Raw genomic sequence first — 7,990 nt, forward strand, 5'->3', positions numbered from 1 at the left:
GGGCCGTCCGGCGGGATATCCGGTACGGGACGCCTGCGGCGGGCCCGGGGTGCCGAAGGTGCGGGGAGTCCGCAGGGACGCCCCGGCCCGGTTGGCGTGCGGGGCGGCGTGCCCGTCCGGGAAGGCCCGGCGCGGCGTTCGCCCGATGAAGGCCCGGGGGAATCCGCCGGAAGGCCCCGGGCCCGGAGAACGGCCGTCCCGGGTGCCGGGTGCCGGGACCCGGGTTGTGTACGTCCGTCACAGCGAACGAAGGAGCAGGGATGCCCGGACGGTTCGGCCGGCTCGTGTTGGACCGCCCGTGGCGGGTGATCGGGGCGGCCCTGGTGCTCCTCGCCGTCGCCGGAGCCTGGGGCGCCGGGGCGGTCGGTGAACTCAGCCGCGGGTTCACCAACCCCGGCAGCGAATCCGCCCGGGCCGCCGAACGCATCGACCGCGAACTCGGGCCCCACCGCTCCGACATCCTGGTGCTCTACTCCTCGCGGACCGCCATCGCCGACGAACCGGCCGTCCGGGAACAGGTCCTGGCGAAGGCCCGCGAGCTGCGGCAGCGGCCCGAGGTGGCCCGGGTGGAGACCGCCTACGACACCCGCTCGTCCGCGCTCGTCTCCTCCGACCGGTACGCCCAACACCTGGTCGTCACCCTCCGCGGCCGCGATATGGAAGCTCGGGCCGACGGGTTCCGGCGTATCGAGGGCGCGCTGGCGATACCGGGGCTGACCACCCGCACCGGCGGCACCGAGGCCGTCGAGGCCGCGGTCAACGAGCATGCGGACGGCGATCTCGCCGTCGCCCAGGCGGTCACCCTGCCGGTGCTGCTGCTGCTCCTGGTGGCCGTCTTCGGCGCCGTGGCCGCTGTGACCCCGCTGGTGCTCACGATCATGGCGGTCTGCGGCGCCTTCGCGGCCGTCCGGCTGCTCACCCTCGTCACCGAGGTGTCGATTTTCACGGTGAACATCGTGGTGCTCCTCGGGCTGGGGCTGGCCGTCCTCTACTCGCTGACCGTCCTGGCCCGCTTCCGCGAGGAGCGGGCCGGCGGCGCCCCGCCCCGGGAAGCACTCGCCGCCACCCTGCGGACCACCGGCCGGACCGTCGCCCTCTCCGCCCTGGCCGCCGCCTCCCTGCCGGCCGCCCTGCTCCTCTTCCCCCAGCCGTTCCTGCGCTCGATGGGCTACGGGGGCGTCGCCGTCGCACTGTTCGCCGCGCTCGCGGCCCTGACCCTGCTGCCCGCGCTCCTCGCCGTCCTGGGCGGGCGGGCCGACACGGGCCGGATCCGGATACGGCGAGGAGCGCGGGGCACCGGGGCGGACTCCGGGCCGTGGGCGCGGCTCGCCCGTGCCGTCGGCCGCCGCCCCGTTCCGTACGCCCTTGTCCCGGTGGCGCTGCTGGTCCTGCTCGCCGCCCCGGCCGCCGGCGCCGTCTTCAGCGGGCCCGACGAACGCGTGCTGCCCGCGGGCACCGAGAGCCGTACGGTGGCCGAGCGGATCCGCAGCGGCTTTCCCGGCGGGGACCCGGACACCGTGAACGTCCTGGTGTCCGGCGCGGCACCGGCCGCGACGGCCGCGTACACCGAGCGGGTACGGAAGGTCCCCGGGGTCACCCTGGCCGAACCGGTGGCGCGGCGCGGCCAATCCACCCTGCTCCGGGTGCACTACACCGGGGAGTCGACCTCCGGCGCCGCCCGCGCGCTGGTGCGGAAGGTGCGCGAGGTGCCGCCGCCCCCGGGCGGTGAGGCGCTGGCCGGGGGAGTGACCGCGGAGTTGGTGGATCTCCACGACGATATGGGCCGGATCCTGCCCCGGGCGCTGCTGCTGGTGGCCGGGGCGACCTTCGCCGTAGCGCTGTTCGCCCTCCGGTCGCTGCGGGCGGCGGCGCTGTCCGTCGCCGCCGGAGCGCTCTCCGCCGCCGCCGCGGCGGGCGCCGTGGTCCTGGTCTTCCAGAGCGAACCGCTCTCCGGCCCCCTGGACTTCACCCCTACCGGGGCCACCGACGCCATCCGTCCCGTACTGGTACTGGCCGTCGGGTACGCACTCTCGGCAGCGTCCACGGTGGTCCTGCTGGCCCGGGTCCGGGAGGAGCGGCTGCGGACCGGCGACCCGGCGGCGGCGGTGACGGCCGGGCTGCGCCGGACCGGTCCGGTCACCACCGCGGCGGCACTGGCGCTGCTGGTCATGGTCTCCGGGTACGCCGTCAACAGCGTGTCGATGGTGAAAGTCATCGGTGTCGGACTGGTCGTGGCCCTGGTGGCGGACACCGTCGTACGGGCCCTGGTGCTGCCCGCCGTCCTGCGGCTCACCTGCAGGGCGCCCCGGGAGCCCGGCGTACCGGGCCCCCGGGGCACGGTCAGCGGGCCGCCCGCACCGCGCTGAGCAGCAGGAGCGTGCCGGGCTCCCGCCGCGCCGTCACGGTGAGCCCGGCATCCCGCAGCCAGCCTTCGACCTCGCCGTCCGCGAAGGTCCGCACCGTCAGCCGCCGCTGGAAAAGGGCGTGGACGGGATCGGCGGCCGTACGGAAGGTCAGCAGGGTGAACGTACCGCCGGGGCGCAGACAGCGGCCCGCCTCGGCGACGGCCCGCGCCGGATCGGGCAGGGCCTGAAGGGTGTTCCACAGGACGGCCGCGCCCAGGGAGGCGTCCGCGAACGGCAGGTCCCCGGCGTCCCCGGCGATCCGGACGGTGTCCGGGAGGGACCGTCCGAGCAGGCCGAGCATCGTGGGCGAGCGGTCCAGCGCGACGATCCGCTCCTGGCCGAACGCGGCGGCGAGCACGGCGGTCCAGCGGCCCGGCCCGCAGCCCGCGTCCAGCACCGGCCCGGCGACCGGCCGCACCTGTTCGCGGAGGAAGGCGTCCTCCCCGGCCGGGGTGAGGGCGCCGTCCCAGTTGCCGCCGGTGAGCCGGAGCACCGCGGGGCGGAGCATCCGCTCGTAGCGGGCGGCCGGGGCCCAGGACACCGCCTCGCCCGGTCCGGTGTCGGAGCCCAGGTCCAGAAAGCCGCCGGACTCCGGGTAGACGGACGCGCAGCCGGTGCAGCGGACGCGTCCGCCGCCGTCCTCCAGGGGCGACCGGCAGGACGGGCAGCGCAGGGCGGCGGTCAGCCCGGACCGGGCCGCGGCGGCCGCCCCGGCGGGCGCCCGGGGCACGGCCGGGGCCCGGACCGCGGGCTCTCCGAGGTCCGGGCCGAGCCCGTGCTCGGCGGTCCACAGGGCCTTCGCCCCGGCGTAGGCGTGCAGGGTCCGGGTGTCGTTCTGCCAGGTGGCCGCGGCCGCACCGGCGGGCAGGGTACGGACCCATGCCAGATGCCGGTCGCTTTCCTCCTCGTCCAGGGACCAGGCCAGCGGTGCGGGCCAGACCCGTCCGATCACCGGGCGCCGCGGGTCGAAGGCGCTCAGCGAACGGTCCAGCCGGCTCCGTTCGTCAGGGCTCGGGCGGGGGCAGTCGGAGGCCGCGCTCGGGCGGGGAGTGCTGGACGGCGAGTCGGGGCCTGGGCCGCCGGAGGCCCCGCTCGGCCCCGGGCCGTCGGAGGCCGTGCTTGGGCCGGGCCCGCCGGAGGCCGCGTCCGGGCGGGGAGTGCTGGACGGCGAGTGGGGGCCTGGGCCGCCGGAGGCCCCGCTCGGCCCCGGGCCGTCGGAGGCCGTGCTTGGGCCGGGCCCGCCGGAGGCCGCGTCCGGGCCGGGGCCGTCGAGGGCTGTGCCCGGGCCGGGCCCGTCGAAGGCGGCGAGGATCCGCCGCCGGTCGTCCGGGAAGTGCCCGAGGAGATAGAGCAGCGCCCGCAGCAGGGGCCGGCCGGCCCCGGGCACGAGTGCCAGGTAGCCGTCCAGCCCCTTCCGCAGGGCGGTGGTGACCGCGGGGTCGCCGGTATCGGCGAGCAGCCCCAGCGCGAGCACCAGATGCGGCTGCCGGAAGGCGGGGGCGGTGGGCAGCGCCGTGGTCAGCCGGGCCACCGCCGCGGCCCCCGGGGCACTGTCCCCGCCCCGGCTGCCGCCCCCGCCGCCGTTCTCGCTTGCTCCGCCGCCGTCCCCGAGCAGGTCGGACAGTGCGCGGAGTGCACCGGGCAGCCGGTCGGCGGGGGCCGAGCACAGCTCGTCGATCCGTTCGGGGACCACGGGTCCGCCTCCGTTCTCAGCTGCCGATGCTCTGCGGGAACCGGAACTGGTTGTCGGGGTCGTACGCCTTCTTGACCTCGGTCAGCCGGGCGTAGTTGGTGCCGTGGTAGGCGTGCCGCCAGTCCGCCAGATCGGGGTCCGGGGTGTTGACGTAGCAGTGGCCGTTGGAGTGCGGGTCGATGATGTCGAAACCGCGGTCCACCCAGGCCCGGGCGGCGGCCTCGGCCTCCTCGCCGGCCGGCGGATGGTCGCCGCTGAGGGCGAACTTGGCCAGCAGTTCGGTGTCCCGGTGGACATACGCGGTCGCGTCCGGGGCCAGGTCGTTGATGGCCCCGCCCAGAGCGTGGTACGCGAAGTACCGCAGCTCACCCGCCCGCCGGTCGGCGTCGAAGGCCGCGAGGGCGTCGGCGAGCGCGGTGTCCGGCAGCGGGGCGCCCAGCAGCCGGTGCCGCTCCCGGATGAAGCCCTGGCGCGGCAGTTGCGCCTCGGGGTTGTCGCCGACCCGGCGGCGCTGCCGGGGCGACATCCCCTCCGTACGGAAGAGCTGCATCATCGCGTCGGCATACGGCAGTTCGTCCTGTACGCCGGGGAGCTGCGGCGCCGCCCCGGGGGCGGCGAACAGTCCGGAGAGCGCCTTCTCCGCCTCGGCGCGCGGCCCGAGATACGCGCCGATCATCATCACCATCGGGACCGCCGACGGGTCCGCGTCGGGCAGGAAGACACCGACCTCGGCGCAGATCTCGCGCGGGGCCGCGGCGATCCACCGCGGCCACTGGGTGAGGACGTCCAGCGCCTGGTCCCAGCCCCACATCACGGTGAAGTTCGTCATCAGCGGCACCTGCGTCGGACGTACCTCGAAGTCGGTGACCACGCCGAAGTTCCCGCCGCCACCGCCGCGCAGCGCCCAGAACAGCTCGGGCTCCTCCTCGGCGGAGCAGCGCACCGCCCGGCCGTCCGCGAGGACCACCCGGGCGGACACCAGCCGGTCGCTGGCCACCCCGTACTTCCGGGCCTGCCAGCCGTTGCCGCCTCCGGAGAGATAGCCGCCGGCGCAGACGCTCGGGCAGATACCGGTGGCGACCTGGAGGCCGTGGGGCGCGAGGGCGTCCACGACGTCCACCGACTGGGCTCCGGGGCCGATCCGGACCGTCGGGCCGGTGGCCACGACATGGTCCATCCGCGACAGGTCCACCACCAGACCGGGCGTGGTGGACCAGCCCGCGAAGGAGTGGCCGCCGCTGCGCGCCACCGCGTGGACACCGTGCTCCCGGGCGAACGCCAGACAGGCCCGGACGTCCGATTCGGCGGCGCAGTAGGCGATGGCCCCGGGCCGTACGGTGTCGTACTCGGCGAGCTGGAGCTGCCGGGCCGTGTCGTAGGCGCCGGCGCCGGGCAGGACCAGATCGCCGCGGATCAGTGAACCCAGCGTCCCCCAGTCCACGTTCTTCCCCTCGGTTGCGATGTCGTGCATGTCGTCCTCTCGTACGCGCGGATGGTCCGTGTGTGTGCTGTCGGGTGTGCTCTCGGGTGCCCTGTCGTGCGCTCGGCCCGCACGGGCTCCGTGTGCGGCCGGGGCCGTACGGGCGGGGTCGGGCGTGGGGGATGTGCGGTCAGGCGGCGAAGCGGCCGACGGCGACGAAGGCCGCCAGCGCCGTCAGGACGACGTTGTCCCGGACCGGCTCGCGGCGCCGCCGGTGGACGAGGCCCGCGGCGATCTGGAGGGCCGTGAGCCCGGTCGCCGCGAGCGGTGTCAGGACCGGTGCGACGCCGGTCAGCCAGGGGAGTACGAGGCCGATACCGCCCAGTACCTCCAGCGCCCCGATCGCCTTGACGGCTGCGGGGGAGTAGTCGTTCATCCAGGCGAGGGCCTCGTGTCTGAGCATGCTGTCCCGGCTGCGGATCACCTTCGTCAGCCCGGCCGTCAGATAGAGCAGGCCGAGCCCGCCGGAGACCAGCCACAGTGCCGTGTCCACCGTCAGGCCCCCGTTCCCGGGCCGCTGCCGCCGCCGGTCCGGTCCGCCGGGCGGCGGAGGTACCGGGCGACGAGGAGTTCGTCGAGCGACCAGCGGCGGGCGGTGAACCCCAGGGCCACCGAGACGGCCGCCAGCACCAGGACGTACTCGTAGCCGCCGCGTTCGGCCCAGAAGCCGTTCGCCTCGTGGACGTAGAACAGTGCGCCCAGGGTCACGGTCGCGAACAGCGCCCCGACGACCGGCAGCGCGAGTCCGACGATGAACGCGCCGCCGCCGACGACCTCGACGAGGGCGGTGAACCAGAAGGCGACCTCCGGCAGCGGGATGTCGAATCTCTCGAACGACTCCGGGCCCTGGTCGGCGTGTTCGAGCTTGAGCTTGCCGTGGGCGATGAACACGATGCCCAGGACCACCCGGGCCACCAGCAGGGCGGCCGCGCGTATGTTCTCCACAGGGGTACTCCTTGAGTGGGGGCTTTCCGGACCGGGGCCGGGGAGCCCGGCGGGATCCGGCGGGGACTGCGGGATCCGGAGGGGGACGGCTTACGGGATCCGGGCGGGACGGCAGGGCACGCGAGCCCGGCAAGATCCGAAAGAGACGGCCTAGAACGGGTACTGCGGCGCGGTTTCGCGCACGGTCAGCCACTGCCATTCGGTGAACTCGTCCCAGCTGTGCCCGGCGCCGAAGCGGGTGCCGTTGCCCGAGGCGCCGCGGCCCCCGAAGGGCACGAAGGCGTTGTCGTTCACCGTCTGCCCGTTGATATGGACGATGCCGGTGCGCAGTCCGGCCGCCAGGGCCAGACCACGGGCCGCGGAACCCGTCTGGACGGCGGCCACCAGCCCGTACTCGCTGTCCCGGGCGACGGCCACGGCCTCCTCCTCGTCCGCCACGGTGATCACCGGGGCGACCGGGCCGAAGATCTCCTCCCGGAACGCGGGCATCTCGCGGGTGACCCCGGTCAGTACGGTCGGCCGGTAGAACGGGCCGTCGTGGGTGCCGCCGCACCGCAGGACGGCGCCCGCGGCGACCGAGTCCCGGACGATCCGGTCGATCCGGCGGAGCTGGTTCGCGTCGATCACCGGCCCCAGCGCGACGTTCCCGGCCGCCGGGTCCCCGACGGTCAGCCGCTCGGCCCGCCGCACCAGGCGCTCCGTGTACTCCTCGGCGGCCCCGGCCACCACGATGTGCCGGCCCGTCGTCATACAGACCTGCCCCTGGTGCAGGAAGGAGCCCCAGGCACCGGCGGAACTCGCGGCGTCGAGATCGGCGTCCGCCAGCACGATCAGGGCGTTGTTGCCGCCCAGTTCCAGCGAGACCCGTTTGAGGAGGCGCCCGGCGGTGGCGCCGACCTCGCGGCCGACCGCCGTCGACCCGGTGAAGGCGATCATGTCCGTGCCGGGGTCCTCGGTGAGCGCGGCCCCGGTGTCCGCGCCGCCCGGCAGCACATGCAGCAGCCCGGGCGGCAGTCCGGCGTCCTGGAAGAGCCGGGCGATGACGACCCCGCCGGAGACCGCGGTCCGCACATCCGGTTTGAGGACCACCGCATTGCCGAGGGCGAGTGCGGGGGCGAGTGCGCGTACGGCCAGCAGCAGCGGGAAGTTCCACGGGCTGATCACCCCGACCACGCCGACCGGTACCCGCCGGGCCAGGCTGCGCGAGCCGTCGTCGGACGGCAGCAGGGTGCCGTACGGGGCGGTGGGCAGGGCGGCCGCGGCCCATAACTCGTCCCGCACCGCCCGGAGTTCGGAGTCCGCCTTGGCCCGGGTGGCGCCGCCCTCGCGGACCAGCCAGCCGGCGATCTCCGCGGAGTGCCGCTCCAGTCCGGCCGCGGCGCGGCGCAGCACGGCGGCCCGCTCGGCCGCCGGGCGGTCCGCCCAGCCGGGCTGGGCGGCCGCCCCCGCGGCGACCGAGGTACGGAC

6 protein-coding genes are annotated in these 7,990 nt (G+C 75.6%); 1 reads left to right on the forward strand and 5 read right to left on the reverse strand.

The annotated features are described in order from the left end of the window. The first annotated feature begins 260 nt into the window (after positions 1 to 260). Complete coding sequence (locus ACWDR0_RS34050) at positions 261 to 2,366, forward strand: MMPL family transporter (RefSeq protein WP_456355705.1); 2,106 nt, start codon at positions 261 to 263, stop codon at positions 2,364 to 2,366. Here ACWDR0_RS34050 and ACWDR0_RS34055 read toward each other — a convergent pair. From ACWDR0_RS34055 to ACWDR0_RS34075, 5 genes are all read right to left on the reverse strand, one after another. Continuing rightward, the gene (locus ACWDR0_RS34055; protein WP_456355706.1) at positions 2,341 to 4,098 is read right to left on the reverse strand and encodes a methyltransferase domain-containing protein; all 1,758 of its coding nucleotides are present in this window, start codon (positions 4,096 to 4,098) and stop codon (positions 2,341 to 2,343) included. The genes ACWDR0_RS34050 and ACWDR0_RS34055 overlap by 26 nt on opposite strands. A 16-nt stretch (positions 4,099 to 4,114) precedes the next feature. After that, the gene (locus tag ACWDR0_RS34060; RefSeq protein ID WP_456355707.1) at positions 4,115 to 5,569 is read right to left on the reverse strand and encodes an FAD-binding oxidoreductase; all 1,455 of its coding nucleotides are present in this window, start codon (positions 5,567 to 5,569) and stop codon (positions 4,115 to 4,117) included. 139 nt (positions 5,570 to 5,708) lie between these two features. Continuing rightward, positions 5,709 to 6,071, reverse strand: a complete 363-nt coding sequence (locus ACWDR0_RS34065; RefSeq protein ID WP_456355708.1) for a DoxX family protein — start codon at positions 6,069 to 6,071, stop codon at positions 5,709 to 5,711. 2 nt (positions 6,072 to 6,073) lie between these two features. Next, positions 6,074 to 6,523 (reverse strand): DoxX family protein, encoded by a 450-nt coding sequence (locus ACWDR0_RS34070; protein ID WP_456355709.1) that lies wholly within the window; start codon positions 6,521 to 6,523, stop codon positions 6,074 to 6,076. Between the two features lie 150 nt (positions 6,524 to 6,673). Next, positions 6,674 to 7,990: aldehyde dehydrogenase family protein (locus ACWDR0_RS34075; RefSeq protein WP_456355710.1), on the reverse strand; the 1,317-nt coding region annotated here is incomplete at its 5' end.

Source organism: Streptomyces sp. NPDC003691, assembly GCF_053981115.1.

What these genes read in the sequence shown, in the direction of transcription:
- ACWDR0_RS34060 (WP_456355707.1), bottom strand. Translation starts at nt 5,569, where the DNA reads ATGCACGACATCGCAACCGAGGGGAAGAACGTGGACTGGGGGACGCTG.
- ACWDR0_RS34050 (WP_456355705.1), top strand. Translation starts at nt 261, where the DNA reads ATGCCCGGACGGTTCGGCCGGCTCGTGTTGGACCGCCCGTGGCGGGTG.